General features: G+C 44.2%; 23 protein-coding genes. 4 read left to right on the plus strand and 19 right to left on the minus strand.

What is annotated here, in order from left to right; translation table 11 throughout:
• Window positions 1-83 precede the first annotated feature (83 nt).
• From ald to WCV65_RS15115, 4 genes are all read right to left on the minus strand, one after another.
• Window positions 84-1,202: an alanine dehydrogenase gene (gene ald, locus WCV65_RS15100; protein WP_338777579.1), complete on the minus strand. Its 1,119-nt coding sequence runs from the start codon at window positions 1,200-1,202 to the stop codon at window positions 84-86.
• 6 nt (window positions 1,203-1,208) lie between these two features.
• Complete coding sequence (locus WCV65_RS15105) at window positions 1,209-1,433, minus strand: hypothetical protein (RefSeq protein WP_338777580.1); 225 nt, start codon at window positions 1,431-1,433, stop codon at window positions 1,209-1,211.
• A 147-nt stretch (window positions 1,434-1,580) separates the two neighbouring features.
• Entirely contained in the window at window positions 1,581-1,739 is a 159-nt protein-coding gene (locus WCV65_RS15110) for a hypothetical protein (RefSeq protein ID WP_338777581.1), read from the minus strand.
• 253 nt (window positions 1,740-1,992) lie between these two features.
• Window positions 1,993-2,757, minus strand: a complete 765-nt coding sequence (locus WCV65_RS15115) for an SDR family oxidoreductase (protein ID WP_338777582.1) — start codon at window positions 2,755-2,757, stop codon at window positions 1,993-1,995.
• 176 nt (window positions 2,758-2,933) lie between these two features.
• On the opposite strand from WCV65_RS15115, the gene WCV65_RS15120 reads away from it, so the two are divergent.
• Window positions 2,934-4,247, plus strand: a complete 1,314-nt coding sequence (locus WCV65_RS15120; protein ID WP_338777583.1) for a cytosine permease — start codon at window positions 2,934-2,936, stop codon at window positions 4,245-4,247.
• A 16-nt stretch (window positions 4,248-4,263) separates the two neighbouring features.
• Here the strand turns inward: WCV65_RS15120 and WCV65_RS15125 are convergent, their stop codons facing one another.
• From WCV65_RS15125 to WCV65_RS15135, 3 genes are read right to left on the minus strand one after another with little or no spacing between them, the layout of a single operon-like run.
• A complete protein-coding gene (locus WCV65_RS15125) occupies window positions 4,264-4,425 on the minus strand; it encodes a hypothetical protein (RefSeq protein ID WP_338777584.1) in 162 nt (53 codons plus the stop codon).
• Window positions 4,426-4,472: 47 nt separating this feature from the next.
• Window positions 4,473-5,879 carry an argininosuccinate lyase gene (argH, locus tag WCV65_RS15130; protein ID WP_338777585.1) on the minus strand — a complete coding sequence of 469 codons (1,407 nt, stop codon included), beginning with the start codon at window positions 5,877-5,879 and terminating at the stop codon, window positions 4,473-4,475.
• Window positions 5,876-7,087 (minus strand): argininosuccinate synthase, encoded by a 1,212-nt coding sequence (locus tag WCV65_RS15135; RefSeq protein WP_338782315.1) that lies wholly within the window; start codon window positions 7,085-7,087, stop codon window positions 5,876-5,878. The genes argH and WCV65_RS15135 overlap by 4 nt, the downstream gene beginning before the upstream one ends.
• 201 nt (window positions 7,088-7,288) lie before the next feature.
• Between WCV65_RS15135 and WCV65_RS15140 the strand changes: the two genes are divergently transcribed.
• Window positions 7,289-7,552, plus strand: a complete 264-nt coding sequence (locus WCV65_RS15140; protein WP_338782317.1) for a hypothetical protein — start codon at window positions 7,289-7,291, stop codon at window positions 7,550-7,552.
• 33 nt (window positions 7,553-7,585) lie between these two features.
• Here WCV65_RS15140 and WCV65_RS15145 read toward each other — a convergent pair whose 3' ends face one another.
• The 5 genes from WCV65_RS15145 to pxpB form a co-directional block, all read right to left on the minus strand.
• Entirely contained in the window at window positions 7,586-8,770 is a 1,185-nt protein-coding gene (locus WCV65_RS15145; protein ID WP_338777586.1) for an acetate kinase, read from the minus strand.
• A gap of 233 nt (window positions 8,771-9,003) precedes the next feature.
• Window positions 9,004-10,194 (minus strand): NRAMP family divalent metal transporter, encoded by a 1,191-nt coding sequence (locus WCV65_RS15150; protein ID WP_338777587.1) that lies wholly within the window; start codon window positions 10,192-10,194, stop codon window positions 9,004-9,006.
• 16 nt (window positions 10,195-10,210) lie between these two features.
• Window positions 10,211-10,963: a 5-oxoprolinase subunit PxpA gene (locus WCV65_RS15155; RefSeq protein WP_035409458.1), complete on the minus strand. Its 753-nt coding sequence runs from the start codon at window positions 10,961-10,963 to the stop codon at window positions 10,211-10,213.
• A 1-nt stretch (window position 10,964) separates the two neighbouring features.
• The gene (locus tag WCV65_RS15160) at window positions 10,965-11,957 is read right to left on the minus strand and encodes a biotin-dependent carboxyltransferase family protein (protein WP_338777591.1); all 993 of its coding nucleotides are present in this window, start codon (window positions 11,955-11,957) and stop codon (window positions 10,965-10,967) included.
• Between the two features lies 1 nt (window position 11,958).
• Entirely contained in the window at window positions 11,959-12,666 is a 708-nt protein-coding gene (gene pxpB, locus WCV65_RS15165; RefSeq protein WP_338777593.1) for a 5-oxoprolinase subunit PxpB, read from the minus strand.
• Between the two features lie 311 nt (window positions 12,667-12,977).
• Between pxpB and WCV65_RS15170 the strand changes: the two genes are divergently transcribed.
• The gene (locus tag WCV65_RS15170; protein ID WP_338777595.1) at window positions 12,978-14,177 is read left to right on the plus strand and encodes an MFS transporter; all 1,200 of its coding nucleotides are present in this window, start codon (window positions 12,978-12,980) and stop codon (window positions 14,175-14,177) included.
• Between the two features lie 72 nt (window positions 14,178-14,249).
• Here WCV65_RS15170 and WCV65_RS15175 read toward each other — a convergent pair whose 3' ends face one another.
• The 7 genes from WCV65_RS15175 to sppA all read right to left on the minus strand — a co-directional run bounded on the left by WCV65_RS15175 (window position 14,250) and on the right by sppA (window position 19,784).
• Window positions 14,250-15,221, minus strand: a complete 972-nt coding sequence (locus WCV65_RS15175) for a class I SAM-dependent methyltransferase (protein WP_338782319.1) — start codon at window positions 15,219-15,221, stop codon at window positions 14,250-14,252.
• Window positions 15,222-15,435: 214 nt separating this feature from the next.
• Window positions 15,436-15,936 (minus strand): thiol peroxidase, encoded by a 501-nt coding sequence (tpx, locus tag WCV65_RS15180; RefSeq protein WP_338777597.1) that lies wholly within the window; start codon window positions 15,934-15,936, stop codon window positions 15,436-15,438.
• A gap of 210 nt (window positions 15,937-16,146) precedes the next feature.
• Window positions 16,147-16,767, minus strand: coding sequence for a hypothetical protein (locus WCV65_RS15185; protein WP_338777599.1), 621 nt, complete (start codon window positions 16,765-16,767; stop codon window positions 16,147-16,149).
• A 136-nt stretch (window positions 16,768-16,903) separates the two neighbouring features.
• Window positions 16,904-17,383: a GerW family sporulation protein gene (gene ytfJ, locus WCV65_RS15190; protein ID WP_035409468.1), complete on the minus strand. Its 480-nt coding sequence runs from the start codon at window positions 17,381-17,383 to the stop codon at window positions 16,904-16,906.
• Window positions 17,384-17,394: 11 nt separating this feature from the next.
• Window positions 17,395-18,090, minus strand: a complete 696-nt coding sequence (locus tag WCV65_RS15195; protein ID WP_035409470.1) for a DUF2953 domain-containing protein — start codon at window positions 18,088-18,090, stop codon at window positions 17,395-17,397.
• A 193-nt stretch (window positions 18,091-18,283) separates the two neighbouring features.
• Window positions 18,284-18,775 carry an RDD family protein gene (locus WCV65_RS15200; RefSeq protein WP_338777605.1) on the minus strand — a complete coding sequence of 164 codons (492 nt, stop codon included), beginning with the start codon at window positions 18,773-18,775 and terminating at the stop codon, window positions 18,284-18,286.
• 13 nt (window positions 18,776-18,788) lie between these two features.
• The gene (gene sppA, locus WCV65_RS15205; protein ID WP_338777607.1) at window positions 18,789-19,784 is read right to left on the minus strand and encodes a signal peptide peptidase SppA; all 996 of its coding nucleotides are present in this window, start codon (window positions 19,782-19,784) and stop codon (window positions 18,789-18,791) included.
• A 173-nt stretch (window positions 19,785-19,957) separates the two neighbouring features.
• On the opposite strand from sppA, the gene WCV65_RS15210 reads away from it, so the two are divergent.
• Entirely contained in the window at window positions 19,958-20,758 is an 801-nt protein-coding gene (locus WCV65_RS15210; RefSeq protein ID WP_035409476.1) for an NAD kinase, read from the plus strand.
• The last annotated feature ends 38 nt before the right edge of the window (window positions 20,759-20,796 follow it).

Raw genomic sequence — 20,796 nt, forward strand, 5'->3', positions numbered from 1 at the left:
GGCATGTAAACCATGAAGTGAAAGGAATTTGGCGTATTCGTGAAGCCAACATTATCCACAGCAGGGATGCGCAAACGAACCTGTTATCTCCCTAAAAACGATTCCGGGGCACTATATGGAAACTGCCCCTCTTCCGCCACCGTTCTATACGTCACGAAGCCCCCGCACGTATTCAGTCCATTTTTCAGGGCATCATCATCATTCAGGGCTTTTTTAAATCCTTTATTCGCAATTTGAAGGGCATAAGGAAAGGTTACATTTGTGAGGGCCAAGGCAGAGGTTCTCGGAACAGCGCCAGGCATATTGGCTACCGCATAGTGAAGGATGCCATGTTTTTCATAAACAGGATTTTCATGGGTCGATACGCGGTCTGCCGTTTCAAAAATTCCTCCTTGATCAATCGCAATATCTACAATGACAGACCCCTGCTCCATCCCCTTTACCGTCGTCTCAGACACGAGTTTTGGCGCTTTGGCTCCAGGAATCAGAACCGCCCCGATCGCGAGATCCGCCCACACAACCGATTCATGAATATGATACGGATCAGACATCAGTGTCATCACTCGTTCACCAAACACATTCTCAAGCTGCCGGAGTCTGCCGGCACTTACATCCAATATACGCACCTCTGCGCCAAGACCTGCAGCAATTTTAGCCGCATTGGCTCCCGCTGTCCCTCCGCCGATAATTGTCACCTTTCCGCGGTAAACCCCCGGTACACCTGCCAGAAGAATCCCCTTGCCGCCCTTATGCTTCTCCAAAAACTCTGCTCCGATTTGAGCAGCCATTCTTCCCGCAACCTCACTCATCGGTGTAAGGAGAGGCAGCGAACCATCTCGCAGCTGGACGGTTTCATAAGCGATGGCAGTCACCTTTTTCTCTAATAGTGCCCTGGTTAATTCAGGCTCCGCAGCCAGATGAAGAAAGGTAAACAGGATCAGCCCCTCTCTGAAATAGGAATATTCAGAAGCTACCGGTTCTTTTACCTTCATCACCATTTCCGCGCTCCAGACATTTTCTGGGTCTTGTATGATTGCCGCCCCAGCATCTGCGTACTGCTGATCTGAAAAACCGGCACCAGTCCCTGCACCTGTCTCAACGATGACTTCATGGCCAGCCTTAACCAGCCCGTAAGCACCAGCAGGAGTCAGCGCCACTCTGTTTTCATTATTTTTTATTTCTTTCGGAATTCCGATTTTCATGGTGTGTCACCTCCTGATATAGCGATTGTGAAAGTCATATTGATAGTATAAGGACTTGGCTTTGTCTGACAAACGATAGGATGGCCGCTTTGTCTGACGATTTTGTCTGACAAACGATGAATCAGCCAAACTCGTTTTTCCAGCCGTTCCTTCTCGTTTTCCAGCCGGACTTACTTGCTTTCCGGCCACTTCACCTGTGATTCCAGCCGATTCCGCCACCTTTCCAGCCAAACTCGTTTTTCCAGCCGTTCCTTCTCGTTTCCCCGCCGAACTTGCTTACTTTCCGGCCACTTCCCCCGTAATTCCAGCCGATTCCGCCACCTTTCCAGCCAAACTCGTTTTTCCAGCCGTTCCTTCTCGTTTCCCCGCCGAACTTGCTTACTTTCCGGCCACTTTAGCCGTGATTCCAGCCACTTCAGCCGTGATTCCAGCCACTTCAGCCGTGATTCCATCCAATTCCAGAGCCTTTCCAGCCAAACTCTTTTGGTCTGGACAAACGACAGAATGACCGCTTTGTCTGACGATTTTGCCTGACAAACTATGGACTGGCCGCTTTGTCTGACAAATCGGATCTATGACAAATCCCCGTTCCTCTACAATTACCCTGCTGCTAAAGCTTCCCCTGTCCTGATCGTTGCTTTAAATTTCTTCTTCATATATTTTCTGCTCAAATCACTTGGTCTTTCTCCATCATATGAATGTCTATCATCATTGGAAAAGCTGCTTGCAAAAAAGGGCGGAATAACGAGAAAAGAACGGACTCTCATCTTTTATGAGTCCGTTCTTTTCGCTAGTTTCCTGATTTTCGTCTAAGTACATCTGCTCCGCCATTTGCATCGATAATGGCGCCTGTGATGAAGTCCGATTGGTCGTCGCACAGGAACGTGATAATGCGGGCAATGTCTTCGCCTGTCCCGGACCGTCCGATTGGGGTATTTGGGTCATGCTGGCTGCGGGCGGAATCAATTGTGGCTTCTTTCATGTCTCCCATAATATTTCCCGGGCAAATCATGTTAGCGGTGATCCCGTTTTCGGCTTCTTCGTATGCGATGGATTTCGTTAGGGAAGCAAGACCTGCTTTTGAGGCGCTGAAGGCGGACCTATGCAGCCATCCGGGCGCGCTTGCTGCGTCCTGAAATCCATATGTAATGAGGCGGCCGAATTTCTGTTCCCTCATAATGGGCACTGTTTTTCTGAAAAGGTGAAATACGGAACTTAAATTTCCTTCGATCATGCTGTACCATTCATCATCTGAGTAATCGGCCAGTTTTTTTCGTTCGAATATATAAGGCCCGGCGTTGTTGATGAGGCAGTCGATTCTTCCATAGGCTTGCATCGTCTTATCGATAATGGCATCCAAATCGCTTTTTTTGGTTACATCTCCTTGAAGAAGAAGCAGCCTCCCGGATAGATGCTGAAACTCATTTTTTAATGCTTCTGCTGCTTCCCGATCGCTTCGGAAAGTGGCGGTAACCGAGTACCCCTTTTGAAGAAAAGCTTCAGTTACTTTTTTTCCGAGTCCCTTTGTTCCGGCGGTAATGATGGCGTGCTTCATCGTCTAAGCTCCTTTCGAGCTGTGGTTTATATAAGGAATATATTGTATCCTTTTTGCATTGCTGTAATAATAAGGTGAACCTTTTAGCAAAAGCTGCCGATGCGTTTTATGTCCGCTCCCAGCTCTTCTTTAAATTTCATAAACGGTTCTAAAACATCTGGAGGCAGGTTACTGGGATGATTCCAATTGATAAAAAGCCTCTGTACGGCCTTGAGCGCTTCGGACTTGAAGCGGTGCCCGCAGAGCTTAGAAAAACGGGTTGGATTGAGTATTTCATTATCCAATTTGCTTTTTCATTTAATGCCGGCAATGTTCTGCTGCCGGCTTTGGCTGTTATGGAAGGCGGGCTGAGTTTCAGCCAGGCATTCTTCAGCTGTATCGCAGGTGCCTTTTTAGCCTTTCTGCTTGTATCTTTTCTGTCATTGCCGGGTTCTGTCAGCGGTCTGCCTGCTCAGTATGCGATCCGGAGTATTCTCGGGAGCCGCCTTGGGCAATACGCCGCATCTCCCGTTCGTTCTTTAATCTCGCTCTACTGGTTTTCCGTTCAAACAATCGGCGGAACGTGGATGCTGATTGAAAGCTTGAAAAGATTTGGTGTTCAGAGCCTTTCTTTTCCTTTGGCTGCTGCTGGACTTGGAGCCATAATGATTGGAATTACAATTGTAGGTTTTCATGCTGTGAAAAAGGCCACTGCCTATTTCCTTCCTTTTTTACTCGCAGGAGAAGGAATCATTATCTATTTATACTTTACTACAAATACGAGGGTAACTGCATCTGTAAGTACTCAGAGTGCAGATAGTGCGGGAAGTTTGACGATGCTGCTGTTTGCGAGTCTTGTTTTTGTCCAGTATGTAGCCGGTGTAAGTGCTTCTGCCGATATGACCAGGTATGCCAGATCGCCACTTCACGGATTTTGGGGAATGTTTGCGGGTAACTTTATCGGGTTTTCAATGACAGCTTTTTTAGGTATCTTCAGTGCTTCTTATTTTGCTGAAATGAATCCATTTTTATCAGCATCAAGGCTTACAGAATCATCCTTGCTTTTCTCTATTATTCTGGCTGCGTCGATCCTTTCTCTCATTTCAATCAATTTAAGCAATGCATACACGGGAAGCTTCAGCCTGCTGAATATATTCCCTTCCCTTGGAAGAATTAAAAGTGCGGTCTTATTCGGAACAGCCGGCATTATCCTTAGTACGATGCCTGCAGTAGTTACCGAGGCAAAAAGCTGGATTTCGATCCTCGGCAGTTTATCCATTCCGTTATCTGCTGTCATCGTATCCGATTTTCTAATGGTGAAAAAAGGAACGATATCTGATAAAGATCTTTTACAAATGGGGAGTGTTAACAGGCAGGCTGTGTTTTCTATGGCGGCAGGAATTCTTATTTACTGGCTGGTCCCTTCAGGCACTGGTCCGGGTTTTATCAGTTTTATAGCAACATGTGTACTTTATATCTTAATCATTCGAAAAAAAGCTGGCACCGATTGATGCCAGCTTTACTCATTTAGATTTCATCTGCTTTTTCTGCTTGATCTTCGGTAAAATTTTCATCAAAATTCTGCTCTACGACTCCGCTTTCGTATGCATTTTTGATTTGATCTGACGTTTCCTGATCTGCTGCAGAATCATATTGAATGGACGAATTTTTCGGTTCTTGTTTTTTCACAGGACAGCCCTCCTCAAGGTTAATGGGTTCCTGTCCTAGTGTTTGAGTTAAGTCGCGTTCGCTTGCAAGGTAACATTTTCCTTTTGGAGCTTTGAATAGGCTTTTTCAAGCGCAGCCTTCACTGCTTCAAATCCGGTTCCGCCTGCACTCATCCGTTTGGCCACCGCCTCATAGGGATCAATGGCATCATAAAGATCTTCACTGAAAAGCCCTGACGCTTCCAGGTAATCTTCCAGCGAAAGGTCTTTTAAATAACAGCCTCTTTGAATGCATTGATATACGAGTCTTCCTGTTACTTCATGCGCCTCTCTGAATGGCATGCCTTTTTTCGCAAGATAATCGGCAAGCTCAGTGGCATTTGAAAAATCTTTTTGAACGGCAAGGCCCATGTTTTCTTTTTTAACCGTCATGGTATCTATCATACCTGCAAAAATTTCAAGACTGCCCTCGACCGTTTTCACAGTGTCGAACATTCCCTCTTTGTCCTCCTGAAGGTCTTTATTGTACGCAAGAGGCAGCCCCTTCATCACAGTTAAAAGAGAGAAAAGGTTCCCGTAAACCCGTCCGGTTTTCCCTCTAATGAGCTCTGCCATATCCGGATTTTTCTTTTGAGGCATCATGGAGCTTCCGGTTGCATAGGTGTCATCGAGCTCCACAAACTGAAATTCCTGAGAGCACCAAAGAATAATTTCCTCACATAATCTGGATAGGTGCATCATCATGATGGAGCTATTGTTTAGAAATTCCAGGATGAAATCACGGTCGCTGACGGCATCCAGGCTGTTTTCGTAAATCCCGTCAAATCCAAGAATTTCCGCTGTGTAGGCACGGTCGATCGGGAATGTGGTCCCAGCAAGCGCTCCAGCCCCAAGAGGCGATAGGCGAATTCTCTTTAGAGAATCACGGAAGCGCTCCTTATCTCTTTCAAGCATCCAAAAATAGGCAAGCAGATGATGAGCAAAAGAGATAGGCTGTGCTCGTTGCAAATGGGTGTAGCCCGGAAGAATCGTATATACATGTTCCTCCGCTTTTTGAACCAGCACCTGCTGAAGTGCTTCAATTTTCGTAGTGATGATTTGAACATGGTCATTCAAGTAAAGATGCATATCCGTTGCAACTTGGTCGTTCCGGCTTCTGCCGGTATGAAGTTTACCGCCAACCGGTCCAATTTCATCAATCAAGTGTTTCTCAAGGTTCAAATGAATATCTTCGTATCTGGCAGAGAAAGAAAGCTCTCCATTTTTCATTTTGTTTTGCAATGTATGAAGGCCATTCTTTATAAGCTCTGCTTCGTTTTGAGTCAAAATCCCGGTTTTTCCAAGCATTTGCACATGCGCCAGTGAGCCTTTTATATCTTCTTCAGCCAGCTGCTGATCAAACCCGATTGAAGCGCCGAACTCATCTACCCACTCTTCAGGGGTTTTCTGAAATCTGCCTCCCCATAGTTTGGTCATGCTTCCACCTTCTTTTTATTTTGAACCATGCTGCTTACCTTTGTCGGAAGCCCGTAGAGAGAGATGAAGCCGACCGCAGCCTGATGATCGAAAGCATCCTCTGCTGTATAAGTAGCAAGTTTTTCATCATATAGTGAGAACTCGGATTTACGGCCTTCCACAATTGCGTGGCCTTTAAAGAGCTTCACACGCACAACCCCTGTCACATGCTTCTGAGTTTCCTTCAGGAAGCTCTCCAATGCAGGCTTAAGCGTTGAAAACCAAAGGCCATTGTAGATGAGCTCTGTCAGCTTCTGCCCGATAATCGGCTTAAAGTGGGCTACCTCTTTAACGAGCGTTAAATCTTCAAGCTCTTTATGTGCCTTCAGCAGCGTTACCGCTCCGGGACATTCATAAATTTCTCTCGATTTAATTCCGACCAGGCGGTTTTCAACGTGATCGATTCTTCCGACACCGTGCTTTCCTGCTAATTCATTTAAATTTAGGATGATTTCAGAAAGGGAATACTCGACTCCGTTAATCGCTGCAGGAACCCCTTTTTCAAAGGTCAGTTCAATGACATCCGGCTGATCCGGAGTTTTTTCAAGCGGAGCAGTGAGATCATAGGCCTCTTCAGGCGGCGCGGCCCAAGGATCCTCCAATACTCCGCATTCGTTGCTGCGGCCCCATAGATTTTGATCAATTGAAAACGGGCTGTCTAATTTAATGGGAATCGGGATATTATGCTTCTGGGCATATTCGATTTCTTCCTCACGCGACCAACTCCACTCCCGTACCGGTGCAATAACTTCCAGGTCAGGGTTTAAAGCCTTAATAGACACTTCAAAGCGCACCTGATCATTTCCTTTCCCTGTACAGCCATGGGCTACTGCAGATGCTCCTTCTTTTTCAGCTACTTCCACTAGCTTTTTAGCAATGAGAGGGCGTGAAAGAGCGGATACGAGTGGATACTTTTCTTCGTAAAGCGCATGGGCCTGCAGGGCAAGCAGGGCATATTCTTCTGCAAATTCTTTTTTTGCATCAATGACGTACGATTCGGACGCACCGACCTCTAATGCTTTGCTTTGAATGAATGCCAGGTCTTTTCCTTCTCCAACGTCGAGGCAGCAGGCGATAACATCATAGCCGCGCTCCTGAAGCCATTTAATTGCAACGGAGGTATCCAAACCGCCGGAATATGCTAATACTACTTTTTGTTTCATTGTAATCTCCCTCTCTGTATATCATTGTATAAAAATACTTTTATATTTATAAAAATACATCTTAGAGAAGACTTTAACAAGGATTCGAACCTTTTTCAACCCTTAAATGCAATCTTTTCGTGAATTTTTATATAAAAGAATGTATGCTCATACAAAAGGAGGAATTTTGGTTTGGGACCTGATTTTATTTTTGATAACCGTCTTGGCATTCACATTCCTTCAAAATTCCGATCAATGAAGGATCGGTCCATCATGATGGCTGAATGGGAAAAGGAGAGAGGCAAAATTCCAGATCGGATTTCGGAGTTAGAGGATCTGATTCGAGCGAAGCAAAGACTTATGGACAATGAGGAGCATTTCGAAACGGCCTGCTTATATAATTCAGAAATAGCAGGTCTCGCTTCTGTCATTAATGATCTTTGGCTGTGGTACAGAGCAGCTGATCCTCTTGCAGGAAAAGCTCATCATTAAAAATAGCCCCCTGCAAAGGAGGCTATTTTTACATTATGTTAAACGCATAACATCGCGTGCAATCATGACTTCTTCATTCGTCGGAATGATCATGACTTTAACCGGTGAATGAGGATAGCTTACGAAGCGATCGTCGCCGAATGTGTCGTTAAGGGCTGGATCCCAGTAAATACCCATGAATTCAAGGCCGCGCAGCACGCGGGCACGCACCTCTGCACTGTTTTCGCCGATTCCGGCAGTAAAGATAATCGCATCCACCCCGCTCATGCGGGCAGCGTAGGAACCGATGTATTTATGGATACGGCTTGCAAACACCTCAAGAGCCGTCTCCGCCCGCTCGTTTCCTTCTTTTGCGGCCGTCGTGATGTCGCGAAGGTCGCTTGATAATCCGGAAACTCCAAGCAGTCCGCTTTTCTTGTTCAGGATATTCAATACTTCATCTGCAGAAGATCCTGTTTTTTCCATGATGAATGGGATAAGCGCCGGATCGATATTTCCTGACCGTGTTCCCATTGCAACACCTGCCAAAGGGGTGAAGCCCATTGACGTATCAATAGATTTTCCGCCTTCAATGGCTGCAATACTTGCACCGTTTCCAAGGTGGCAGGAAATCAGGCGCAAATGCTCAAGAGGTCTGCCGAGCATTTCGGATGCACGTTCAGAAACGTATTTATGAGATGTTCCGTGAAATCCGTATTTACGAATGCCGTATTTTTCATAATACTCGTATGGCAAGCTGTAAAGGAAGGATTGATCAGGCATCGTCTGATGAAAAGCCGTATCAAATACTGCTACAGCCGGTACGTTTGGCAGAACTTCCTGGAATGCTTTAATTCCAACAATATTGGCAGGGTTGTGAAGAGGCGCCAAGTCGGAAAGTTCTTCAATTGCAGCTAACGTTTCTTCCGTTATTGGAGCAGAATCGCTGAATTTTTCGCCGCCATGTACAACCCGGTGGCCAATTCCTTCAATTTCAGAAAGAGAAGAAATGATATGAAGATCCGTTAGCTTAGAAAGAAGAATTTTAACCGCAACCGCGTGGTCCGGGATATTTGTTGTTTCTGTTTGCTTTTCGCCATTTACAGTAATGGTAAATGTAGCATTTTCAAGACCGATTCTTTCTACAAGCCCTTTCGTTACTACATCTTCACTGGGCATATCAAACAGCTGGAATTTAAGTGAAGAACTCCCAGCGTTAATCGCAATTATTTTAGCCATTATTACCGCTCCTTTAAGTAATCGTACAAGTTGAACGATCTATTCTTATCATTCGTTAAAGTTCCGAAAAATATCTGACTTTTCCATTTAAACATTGCCCGGAACACAATGCAATATAAACCGGTACATGCAATCGTTTACAGATAAAAGTCATTGTTTTCGGACTTTTCCTGATATTTGGGACAAGTGAAAAAGCAGCTTGAGGGATTCCCCAAACTGCTTTATGAATTGAATCAGAAAAGCTTTGAAAAGTTTGCTGTTATCGTAGAAATGCTTAAGAAAGCCATAACAATAACGATAATAACACCGAATATCGTAAGGACAATAGGATGTTTATAATCCCCTACTATTGTCTTTTTGTATGCTGCTATAAGCATTACAGCCAATGTAATCGGTAAAATGAGACCATTTAATGCCCCTGCCAGCAAAAGAAGCTGAACTGGATTTCCGAGGGCAACAAAAACGGTTGCAGAAATTAAGATAAAAACAATGATCGTTGATTTTTGGTACTTCTGAATAACAGGACTGAAGGTTTGGATAAAGGAAACAGACGTATAAGCTGCACCGATAACCGAAGTGATGGCCGCTGCCAGCAGGACAACACCGAAGAATTTATATCCCAGATCTCCGGCAGCATGCTGAAACACAGATGCCGGCGGATTGTCTTTGCTGATTGTAAGTCCCTGTGCAACAATTCCAAGAGATGCAAGAAAAAGGAAAATCCTCATAAGTGATGCTACTGCGATCCCTGTAACAGCACTTTGATTTACTTGGTTCAGGGCATTTCTACCTTTAATACCTGCGTCTAGAAGGCGATGTCCTCCTGCAAATGTAATATAGCCTCCCACTGTTCCCCCTACAAGAGTAACAATAGCGATAAAATAATCTTTTTCGGTATCCGGCATGAATGTTTTCGTCACGGCTTCGCCAATTGGCGGCTGGCTTGAGAACGCTACATAAATCGTAAGAAGGATCATCATGAAGCCCATTACTTGGGCAAACTTATCCATAAGCTTGCCGGCTTCTTTAAACACAAAGACCATAATGGCAATCGCGGCTGCTATGATAGCGCCGAGCTTCTGGTCAATTCCGAAAAGCACGTTGAACCCAAGTCCTGCTCCCCCTATATTTCCAATATTAAAGGCAAGCCCGCCAAATACGATGAGAACGGCTACAAAAATCCCAAGACCTGGAAGTACCATATTAGCAATGTCCTGCGCCCTCTTTTCAGAAACGGCAATAATCCGCCATACATTCAGCTGCACCCCAATATCCAGGATGATGGTAATTAAAATAACAAACCCAAACGAAGCAGCTAATGTTTCCGTATAAAAGGTTGTCTGGGTTAAAAACCCAGGCCCGATTGCTGAGGTTGCCATTAGAAAGGCAGCCCCCATTAGTACACTTAAACGATTTTCTTTCATACAAATCCCTCCCTCGTTACATCGTTTTAATTTGAATTCCTGATTCCTGGAGCTCTTTTCTAATTTTTTTTGCAAATTCCAGAGCGTGTGCTCCATCGCCATGTATACAAACAGTATCTGCAGTCAATGAGATTTCTTCCCCATCTGTGCTGATCACTTTTTGTTCGGTAATCATTTTCTTCACCTGATCAATGGCCGTTTGATCATCTTTAATCAGGGCATTGGATTGACTTCTTGGAGTCAATGCCCCGTTATTTTGATAGGTACGGTCAGCAAAAACCTCGCTTGCTGTTTTTAATCCGATGTCCTGTCCGGCTTTTATCAGCTCGCTTCCGGAAAGACCATACAGGATTAACGATGAATCATATGTATAAATGGCTTTCGCTATCGCTCCAGCCAGGGATGCATCAGCAGCAGCCATGTTATAAAGTGCTCCATGGGGCTTCACGTGATGCAGAGCTCCTCCCTCGGAACGGACAAATCCGTCAAGCGCCCCAATCTGATACAGGACGATGTCATATGCTTCCTGCGCGGAAATGGCCAAAGCCCTTCTCCCAAAACCCTGAAGATCAGGAAAACCTGGATGGGCACCGATTGCTGTATGATTAGCCAATGCTTGTCCTACCGTCCTTCTCATTACGGACGGATCTCCCGCATGAAAGCCGCAGGCAATATTAACGGATGAAACAAGAGGAAGGATTTCCTCATCGTTTCCGATTGTGTAGGATCCAAAGCTTTCCCCCAGATCGCAGTTTAAATCGGCCCGCATGTTAAAGAACCCCCTTTTCGAACTTGTCCCTCACCATGTTTCGGATAAAATCAATTTCCTTTTCCCTTTGAACGAAAAGCTTTTGGGCTTCTTCAATGGTGGTCTTTTCAAACTTAATCTTTTCACCCGGTTTTAGCTGTGCCAGGTGCGGCAGGTCAACCGCGATTACCTGCCCCATTTTCGGATAGCCGCCAGTCGTCTGGTGATCGGCCATTAAAATGATCGGCTGTCCTCCTGCAGGTACCTGGATGGTTCCAAATCCCACTGCTTCAGACAGGAGTTCCCTTTTTTCTTTTAATGCTAAAACAGGTCCCTCTATCCGGTATCCCATTCTGTCGGATTGGCTCGTCAGCGTAAATTCCTCCGTGTTAAAAACGGATTGCGAATCCTCTGTAAACCACTCATATTCTCTGCCTTCTATGTATCTGACCGTTTTGTTTACTACGTTATAGTCCGGCTTCATATACCAGCTTGCCGGAATGGCTTTGGCTTCTGAATTCCTGATGGCTGCCTTGCCGATCAAATCGGATTCTCTAATATTCAGCTCGTCATTTTCTGTTAGCGCGCGTCCATTCACTCCGCCTATTCGTGCCTTTAGATAAGTTGAACGGCTGCCAAGCTCCCGCTCCAGGTCATAGCCTCCTGATGCAGCCATATACGTTCTGCAGCCTGAGACAGGTGCACCGAATTCGAGCTTTGCTCCTGATCTTACAAAGACGGGTCTCCATAGCGGAATGGGCTGCCCGTTAACTTTCGGAGAAAGATTGCCTCCTGTAAGGGCAATTATGGTATCCTCCGTAAACTCAATGGAAGGCCCGAGCAGGGTCATCTCAAGGGTTGCTTCATCTTCTGGATTTCCGGCTAAAATGTTTGCAAGGCGGTGTGCATAAAGATCCATTGCTCCGCTTTTAATTACACCATACTTCTGAAAGCCGAATCTGCCATTATCCTGAATCGTGCTCAGCAGACCGGATTGGAGGATTTTCAAGCTCATGCTATAACTCCTTTAAACGGTTATATTCTTCTTTGCTAATCCGGTAAAACTGAACGGAATCCCCTGCCTTTAAGAGTGCTGGCGGTTGTTTGGAGGCATCGAACAATGAGAGCGGTGTCCTGCCGATGATTTGCCAGCCTCCGGGTGTCTCAAGAGGATATACCCCTGTCTGAGTTCCTGCGATGCCTACAGAGCCGGCCGGTATTTTCGGTCTCGGTTTCTCTTTTCTAGGTGCTGCTATTTTCTCAGTCATTCCCCCCAAGTAAGGAAACCCCGGTGAAAAGCCAATCATGTATACGGGGTATACGCCTTCAGTATGGAGAGCAATGACCTCCTCTTTGCTTATACCATTGTGATTTGCTACTTCATCCAGATCCATTCCAAAATCTTCGTCATAGCACACTGGAATTTTTACCGGCTCAGAGCCTGGAGTTTTCACGCTTTCCTGCTCCATTGAGGAAATGATTTTCTCGATTTCTTCCTGGATCCTTTCATGGGATTGGCCAGGGCTTTCCTTAAAATAAAGCAAATCAAAAATGATGGTTACATTTGTAAATGCAGGTATGTATTCTGTCAGCCATGGAAAATCACCCTGATCCAGCTGATCCGTTAATAATCTGATTTTTATCCGAAGGTCTTCACTTATTTCTTGCCCAAGTTCTACAAGCAAGGCTTGTTCGCTTATTGGAAAGTAAGCTGCTCTTTTCATTTCCTTCCCCCCTTCTGCCTGATTGTTATATTGTACATAACCAATTTTTTTAGCACAAATCAAATTTTGTCAAATGAATAGGAGATGGTATTCATTTCTGCGCTGTACCAGCAATTACTATTTTTCGTCCCTTTTACTAAAACATGCAGACAATACAAGATCAACTCTTATATAATTGAAAAAAATGGAACGGATGCGAGGTCGTTAACGATGTAAGATTTTCAATCAATCATCATATTCCACTCGAAAGGAGCTCGTCCGATGTAAAGGTACAATCCTTCCTAAAAATAACGATAAGGGGATGTGCCTATATGAAAACTGCAAACTTCCGCTACTTATGGATTGGACAGACGATCGCAAATGCAGGCGATATTTTTTATGCAGTAGGGCTGATTGCCCTGCTTTACGAAGCGACTGGATCGGCATTTTATTTAGCAGCCGTTCCTTTTGCCATTACGGCTTCTAAATTTTCAAGCGGGCTTGCCGCGCCTCTCCTTCTTGACCGCTGGAAATTAGATGGGGTTCTAGTTTTTTCCCAGGCAGGAAAAACGCTCTTCCTTCTCCTGCTGGCGCTTGGAATAACTTCCGGACAATCGGGGAATTTACTCTTTATGTTCCTATGCATTATCATAATCTCTATTTTGGATGGATGGGCGGCCCCTGCCAAAAATGCTATGCTTCCCGGCCTGGTACCTTCGGATGATCTCGTAAAAGCGAACAGCTTTACCGCGAGTATGGATCAAAGCGTACAGCTTGGAGGCTGGGCAGCAGGCGGAGTGCTGGCTGCTTTAATCGGGTCCATGAGTTTAATTTGGATGTCCGCTGGATTATATGCTTTCTCAACTATTCTGCTAAAGAGAATTAAGCTTCAGCCTATCCCTATTGAAAGCAGTTTGAAGGAGGAAGAAATATGGAGCCGCTTGAAGGAAGGATGGATTAGAATTTGGAAGAGTCCATCTCTAAGGGCCATCCATTTCATCCTGCTTCTTGAAACAGCGGCAGGAGCCGTATGGATTGCCGCCATCCTTTATGTTTATGTTAAAGATCAGCTGCAGATGGGAGAAGAATGGTGGGGATATATTAATGCCAGCTTTTTCGCAGGACTGATTGCCGGAGGACTCTTAGGTGTCCGGTATGCTTCATGGATTGACCGGAACAGCCGGAAGGTGCTGATCACTGGCGCATTTGGAGTCAGTGCTGCAGCCTTTACTTTCGGAATAACCGCAGTACCTTGGCTTGCATTGGCAGCATCTGCTTTTTTCGGGATGATGGAGCAGCTTAAAAATGTATGTCTGCAGACAGCTGTTCAGCGATTTACACCTGCCGCGCTCCTATCCAAGGTTTATTCAGCCCAAAGCTCTATGCTCGCTCTTACCTTCGGACTAGGATCGCTTGCTGTAGGAGCTGCGGCGGAGAAACTTCCGATTTATTTGGTTTTTATGCTGTCCTCAGGAATTCTGCTTCTATCAGCAGGATACACCATTCTGAGGAAAAACAGACTTTCCTCCTGAGAATAAAAGAGCATATCCTTTGCACCAATTAAAAAATAGACCGGTCTGGCACCTGCCAGAACCGGTCTATTTTTAGCGGCTTTTTTCAAACCATTCATTAATCTGCTTCATCATCGCCTGCATTCCTTCAAAATTAGAGAATTTCGGCAGGTCAGCAAGCATTGCCTGCTTAGGAGGGGCAGCGCCTTCCCCTTTTTTCTGGAGAATAAAAATGCTCTTGGCATGCTGTTCTCCCTGGAACATAGACAAAGGCAGCTGCAATAACCCTTGTATATAGGCCTGCTCCTTTATAAATGCATTCAGTTTAGGAGCTTCCTTGGAACTGAAAAGCTGATTAGGGATAATGAAAAACAGGTATCCACCCGGTTTTGCATGGTTCATGCTTTGTTCAATAAAGAGATGGTGAGCATACGAGTGGCCTTCATCTGCTTTGAGCGAAAAGGCTGACGCTCCTTCATCATTTGGATAGTAACCTACAGGCAAATCGCAAATGACAGCATCGGCAGGATCAACAAATAAATTTTGGAGACTGTCCTGGTTATAAAATTGAACGGGATGCTTTTGAAGATTCGCGTTTATATAAGATAGCTGAATCAGGAGATCATCTACATCCACCCCTGAGCTTTCCACTTTATGATCCTTAAGCTGATTTAAAACAGCTGTAAGCAGGTTGCCGGTTCCGACTGCCGGATCCAAGAGTGAAAAGGAAGGCTTATTACTCATGAAGCGCTGAACGAGATACCCAACAAAAATCCCTACTGAATCCGGAGTCATCTGGTGGTTTGGATGGGCGCCTTCCTTCAGGCCCTTTAGCACACACAATTGGAACGCTTTTCTAATCTCTTCTAATTCATATGTATCAAGCTGGATGTCAGCATAAAGTTTTTTTACTTTTTTCTTAGCCAATTCACTTAACTCATCCTGCAGCACATCACCGTGAAATAAGTTCTCCCCGGTTTCGGCTACTGCTTCTATATAGGATAATTGCAATTCTTCGGCCAGCTGTTCAGATGATTCATTTAAAGCAGTAAACAGCTTTTCCATATTTGAAACGGTTTGCATCCACTTCTCCTCCTAGAGCATACTTCCTACCATTTTAGATAAGCTCTGGCTGAAAGACAAGGCTTATGCCTGAAAAAAAGCGCAAGCGCCTTGAAGGAATGAAGGTCTGGGCAGTGCAAAACGTCCTGTTGAAGCGCGGAACTGACCGCATGGCGGGGGCCTCCGGAAAAATTAACCGGAGGCTTTAGGAACAATATTATTTGGCAGCCTTAGCGGCTTCAATTGCTGCTTCATAATCAGGATGATTCGTAGCTTCACTAACATATTCAGCGTGTACCACTTCGTTATTGCTGTCGATAACGAAAACGGAACGAGCAAGAAGGCGGAGTTCTTTAATCGCCACTCCATATGCCTCTCCAAAGCTAAGATCGCGGTGATCGGAAAGTGTCACGACATTCTCCAGTCCGTTTGCAGCACACCAGCGTTTTTGAGCAAATGGAAGGTCATTACTGATTGTTAAAACCGTAACATTTTCAAGCTTCGCTGCTTCTTCATTGAATTTTCTTGTCTGTGCATCGCATACCCCTGTATCAATAGACGGAACGACTGAAACAATGCGGATTTTACCTTTTGAGTCCTCAAGTGTTACTTCAGACAAGTCGTTGGCCAAGACGCGGAAATCTGGTGCTTTGTCCCCTTTTTTCACTTCTTTATTCGGCAAGGTTACAGGATTGCCTTTAAACGTAATATTCGCCATGTTTATTCCTCCTCTATCATCTATGGATCTATGTACAATTTCATGATAGCTTGTCCCGGGAGGCTTTGCAAACTTAACCTCATTCTATTTACTGAATTTTACAAAATTTAAAAATCGCAGATAACTTTGGAGGCATAACGAGGCGAATTAAAAAAGGTCTGTACTCAGACCTTTTATAACGCTTAGAGGACGGTGAAGATGTATGCTTCATTAACGGAACCAAGTACGAAGCAAGCTTCCGATTAACTCCAAATCACTAATTGCTTTATTTAATGCTGCGGGGTTAATGATTGTACTTAGAGTATCCCTTACTTGACCATCTGCCTTCCAGCCAGCTTTGGAAGAGCTTGTTTCCTGATCACCTAAAGTGAATTTTGCTAATGCATGACCTTCCCCAATATCCTTAAAACGCTGCGTTAGGAGTTCCATAGCTGAATCCAAGGCTTCTTCCCCGCTCATGACGTTTCTCCGGTTATTTGCCCATTCTCTGAAGCTTTGAGAAAAAGGTCCTAAACCTGCATTCAAATCGATATTTTTAATAAAATCGATATTTTTTACAAGTCTGGATTGAACCGAAGCAGTTCCTGCTGATAAAGTCCCGGCAGCGGCTTTTTCTTCGTAGAACTCCTGCCAAAAACTAATGACACCGGCAATTGTCTGAGTAATTCTTGATTTTTGTTCCTCCGAGAAACAATTGTCCAAATAAAATAATAGGCATTGTGGCAATGAGTCCAAACCGGGCAGTGCAGGCAACTCGACGGTGATTGGTTCGTACGTCGTTGTACACGTGCATTTTTTTAGAAGACAAATCAAACAGCAGCCATATACCAAATCGCTTTCCTCCTACACTCAAGATAATCCAGTATATGGTTTCAAATTTTTTTTGATTGGACATCCTGGCTGAACTTATCGAACGGCTTAATACAAAAAGGGAACCCGCTGCCAATCAGCGGGTTCCCTTTTGCTATTAAAAGTCAATATCATCTCTCATAGAAGAAGGATGACCGTTTGATCCGGAATCATTTTTTTTAAACATTTTCTGGATTTTCTCGATCGTTTGCGGTGCAGATTCCAGAATTCTTTCATATAAATGGGTGCTTTCATCCAGATGAAGCATTTTCACTCCATTATGGCCGACAATCAGGAAGGCAATTGGTGTGATGGAAACTCCGCCTCCGCTCCCTCCGCCAAAAGGCATTCTGCTGCGACTGCTGTTTCCGGACACATGTCCTGCCTGAGGCTGGGCAAAAGATTGATCCTCGCCTGAACCTGCCTGGCCGAATTCGCTGCCGCCTGCAGCAAAACCAAATCCAACCTTTGATACCGTTAAGATCACGCTTCCATCAGGAGTCTCGACTGGATCTCCAATGATCGTATTTACATCTACCATTTGCTTTAAATTTTCCATAGCCGTTTTCATTAGACCTTGAATTGGATGGTCGCTCATAATGTTGCCCCCTATGCAGTATTATTGTGTTCTCCAAATATTTTGGATAAAGGCTTATTGCCAAAGGATGGCTTTCCGCCCTTCCAATATTTAACGAATCGCAATCCACCGATAATAGCATGCCCGATTCGAAACCGGACCATACCTGTTACCATCGTATCCAGACAAAGACCTTGAAAAATCGGAACAATTGATAGAACCGGCTGTGTTTTGAGCTTCATATAGTTTCCTGCCGCTCCGCACATTAAACCCTTTATAGTCCAAAGCATTCCGGCAGTGCTGCCTGTAGAAGCAGAATCCCCTAACCCGAATCTGGTATGCCATTCAAATTGTGTAATTTCAATATGCTTTAGAAATTTTCTTGCAATGGTATGAAGACCTGTAATATGCCCTGCCAGTTCTTTGAAATCACGAATTCCCGTTTTCACATCACTTTCTGTAATATGATCTTCCTGTGATTTCCCGCTGTTCTTTTCTTGGCCCATATTGGATTCCTTAACTACGCTTACACTCATATCCTTCTCATTTGCTTTTATAACAGGAACCTTGAATGTATAGCGAAGCAATCCGCCCCATGCTCTTACCTTTACTTTCAAGTCATCATTTTTTCCAATCCGGCAATATTCAACGGTGATGGTCAGCTTCGTAAAGGCAATAAGCAGCATAAAAAGAAAAAGAAATAAAAGAATTCCATAAACCCAAATCATCTATACCGCTCCTTTCAGCAATTAAGTATCGCCCAGTACGCCTTTCTTTAATCGAAAGTCTGTAAACTTGCCTATTGGACTGGACTTAAAAGGGGAGATTGAACATTTAACTCCATGTCCGGCCCCTCCCGCTCCCATCTCTAGCAGAGCAAAAAAAGCTGCTTCCCAATACGATAGGAAGCAGCTTTCAATATTAATTTCTATACATGTTTTCATGAACGACTGCCGTATCCGCAAACAGATCATGCAGTGCCTGTTTTTTGGGAGTAAATCCCGCTACAATGTAAGCGATCCACACCGTTTTACTGATAAATCGCCCGACAAGTTCTCTAAAAAGGATCGTTCCCCATGATAGTGGTTTTTCTTGATTTAGTGAAACCACCCGGATGCCGAATATCATTTTACCAAGCGTCTGATTTAGAAATTTCGTCATCAGCACGAAGTATAGAAAGAAAATAAGCAATTCCAGAAGCGGTTTAGGAGAGAACATCGAACTTCCTCCATCAGTTCCCGAAAAGATAAATATGGGTTTGATCAATATAACATTGATCCCTGCGATAACAGCAAGGTCAACAAGATAAGCCCAAAAACGAATCCAAAACCCTCCATAAACCGGTTCTGAGCGAACGGGTTCCGATGTAAGGACAGAGGGCCGTTCCACTGTATCGTCAAATGTCGTGTCCATTAAACGCCCTCCTTTATTTTGAATACATGTACATCAAACGGCTATTAGCCGGTTTAGAAAATAGTTCGAATAAGCCAAACATCTGATACTCATCACTGAATACCTTTTTAGCTCCCAAGGAAAGCAGAGAATCAAAGCCTGAGCTTTGTTTATATTCAAAAACTTCAGGATTCTCGATTTTTAGATCCTTTTCCATTGCAGCTACAGTGTCATCAATGTATCCTAGTTCATCAACAAGCTTTTTTTCTTTCGCCTGGCGTCCGTCATAGATGCGTCCGTCCGCGATTTTTTTTACATCTTCACGAGTCATTTTCCGGCCTTCAGAAATAACATCCACAAATCCTTCGTAGGCGTTGTTTACCATACCTTGAAGGATATTGCGCTCTTCTTTTGTCATATCACGCGATGGAGACATAATGTCCTTATATGGACCGCTTTTAATCGTTTCGAACTTCACGCCATATTGCTTCGCGAGCTCACCATAGTTTACACCTTCCATAATGACTCCAAGTGACCCGGTAAGCGTATCAGGAGCAGCGAAAACTTTATCTGCTGCCGTTGAAATATAGTAGCCTCCTGAAGCAGCCGTTGTTCCCATGGACACATATAGCGGTTTTTTCGTTTTCTTTTTTAATTCCATTAAATGCTTATGTATTTCTGCACTCTCAACTACTCCGCCGCCAGGAGAATTCACTTTCAGTATAACTCCCTGAACGGAATCATCCTTTTGAACCTCTTCAATTTTTTTCAGAAACTCCTGATGATTGTATCCAGAGCTTTGAAAATAAGAAGCCGACTCTCCCGTATCCTGAATAACCCCATCTACTTCCAGGACAGCAATTCTATTTTCTGCAGAACCCTCCTGAATGATTTCTTCATCGAATTCTGAATCATTCATTGCAAACATTTCATTTGCAGCGCTTTGGAACGTCGTAACCGTATTGAAGATTGCTGAAACGATCACTAATACAAGGGCGATGCCTAACGCAGCCCACCTTTTTCCATTCATTCCATATCCTCCTTCAGTTTCATTTACTTTCATTTCTATCGTCAAAAATGTTCCCTGGTATCAGTAAAAAAGAACATGACTTAAGGGATAAATGGTAAAATAAACAACATAACACATTGTATCATAATTTTACTCTTCAAGGATAACATTTCCATTTCAAAGGAGGATGTACCATGACCAATCGCCGCAATGTATTTTTTTATTATCGGAACTCGGATGATATAGGTGCCAAAGTAGAATCATTGACGAAGCTTGCTGAAAAATACGGGTTTACGGTTGTATCTCATTCAAAGGATGCAAACATTATTGCAAGCATCGGAGGAGACGGTACATTCCTGCAGGCTGTCAGGAAAACAAATTTTAGAGATGACTGCCTGTATGTAGGAATCAGCACAAAAGGGTCCGCCAGCGTTTATTGCGATTTTGTACTGGATGATACAGAAAAAATTATTGAAGCGATTACGACGGAGCAGGTTGAAGTCCGGAAATACCCTGTTATCGATGTAAAAATTGATGAATCCGCTTCTTTTAAATGCTTAAATGAATGCACCATCCGATCAGGGATTATTAAAACATTTGTCATCGACGTGCATATTGATGAAATTCACTTTGAAACGTTCCGCGGAGATGGAATGATCATTTCTACACCAACGGGAAGTACAGCTTACAGCAAATCTGTGAACGGGGCTGTCATTGATCCGCTTCTGCCTTGTTTCCAAGTAAGCGAGCTTGCTTCTCTAAACAATAACCGATATCGAACATTAGGTTCTTCTTTTGTATTAAGCGGCAGCAGAAGATTAAGATTAGAGGTAGCTCAAGATGGAAATGACTATCCGGTAATCGGGATGGATAATGAAGCACTGAGCATCCGCAGCGTGCAGCAGATTGAAGTGACATTAAGCCCTTCTATCATTAAAACGGTAAAATTGAAGGACAACTCCTTCTGGGAAAAAGTGAAACGCAGCTTTTTGTAAGCAATAGCAAGGCCGTCCCCTGATTGGGGGCGGCCTTT

Origin of the sequence: Metabacillus sp. FJAT-52054, from assembly GCF_037201815.1 — a bacterium.
In the GTDB taxonomy this organism is placed as follows: domain Bacteria; phylum Bacillota; class Bacilli; order Bacillales; family Bacillaceae; genus Metabacillus_B; species Metabacillus_B sediminis.